Origin of the sequence: Actinophytocola sp. (genome assembly GCF_049647105.1) — a bacterium.
GTDB lineage: Bacteria > Actinomycetota > Actinomycetes > Mycobacteriales > Pseudonocardiaceae > Actinophytocola.
Map to the genome: position 1 here is coordinate 1 of NZ_JBARWZ010000041.1, position 1531 is coordinate 1531.

At 75.4% G+C, this 1531-nt stretch carries 1 protein-coding gene; it reads right to left on the reverse strand.

The annotated features are described in order from the left end of the window. Nucleotides 1-1531, reverse strand: a 1531-nt coding sequence (locus tag WBA97_RS05905) for an acyltransferase domain-containing protein (protein WP_424229666.1), incomplete at both ends; no start/stop codon positions are given.

Below are 1531 nucleotides of genomic sequence, written 5' to 3' on the forward strand. Positions count from 1 at the left end.
GGTCAGCGCTGCGACGCACCGGGCGGTGCGGTCGGCGGCGGGGTCGCCGACGACCAGCCACGAACCGGACAGGACCGCGCCGGACGGCCGGACCGGCCGCCAGCAGACCCGGTAGCGCCAGCTGTCCACGATGGACTGGCCTCGGTGGTTCCTTCGCCAGGTGGCGAGCGGGACCAGCAGGTCGGCTGCGGCGTCGGCGGGCATGGACAGGGTGGCGGCGAGGCCGTCGCGGTCGCCGCGCTCGACGGCGGCCCAGAAGGCGCCCTCCGCGGGGTCGGCGGCGGCCGGGGCGGGTGCGTCGAGCCAGTAGCGGTCCCGCTGGAACGGATAGGTCGGCAGGTCGACGGGCACTCCGGTGCCGGTGATGGCGGCGGGGTCGACCGGGGCGCCGCCCGCGTACAGCTCGGCGAACGCGCCGGTCAGCCGGTCGAGTCCGCCGTCGTCGCGGCGCAGCGAGCCGACGGCGACGAGGTCGGCCGACACGGCGTCGCCGACGTCGCCGACCGCGCCGAGGAGGACCGGGTGCGGGCTGATCTCGACGAAGAACCGGTGACCGTCGGCGGCGAGCGCGGCGATCCCGGCCTCGAACTCCACGGTCTCACGGGTGTTGCGGTACCAGTACCCGGCGTCCATGGTCGCCGTGTCGATCCACCCGACGTCCACAGTGGACATCATGGGCACGGTCGAGGTGCCGGGGCGGACGCCGTCGAGCACGTCGAGCAGGTGGTCGCGGATGAGGTCGACCTGTGCCGAGTGCCCCGCCCACGCGGCCGGGACCCGCTTGGTGCGCACGGACTCCTTGGCGCACAACGCTTCCAGTTCGTCCATGGCGTCGCGGTCGCCGGCGACCACGACGGACTCCGGCCCGTTGACGGCGGCCACGGACAGCCTGCCGTCCCACCGGGGCAGCCACCCTCGGACCCGTTCCGCGGTCGCGCCGACGGACATCATCCCGCCCCTGCCGACCAGACTGGCCCCGGCCTTGCTGCGCAGTGCGATGATCCGGGCGGCGTCGGCAAGGCCGAGCCCGCCCGCGACGTGCGCGGCGGCGATCTCGCCCTGGGAATGGCCGATGACCGCGTCCGGCTCGACACCCAGCGACCGCCACACGGCCGCCAGCGACACCAGCACGGTGAACAACGCGGGCTGCACGACGTCGACGCGGTCCAGCGACGGCGCCCCATCGACGCCACGCAGGACGTCGAGGACGGACCAGTCCACGTGCCGTTCGATGGCGTCGGCGCACCTGGCGGCCTTCTCCGCGAACACCGGCGAGGCCGCCAGCAGGTCGCGGGCCATGCCGGTCCACTGGGAGCCCTGGCCGGGGAAGACGAACACGACCCTGCCCGGCTTGGCGGTGCCACGCACGAGGCCGGGACTGGAGTGGTCCTCGGCGAGCGCGGCGAGCTGCCGCTCGCGGTCGGGGCCGGTGAGCACGGCGCGGTGCTCGAAGGCGGTGCGGGTGGTGGCCAGCGCCCTCGCGGTGTCGGCGTCGGCGTGCAGCCCGGCGGCGAGGAGGCGGCGGGCCGCC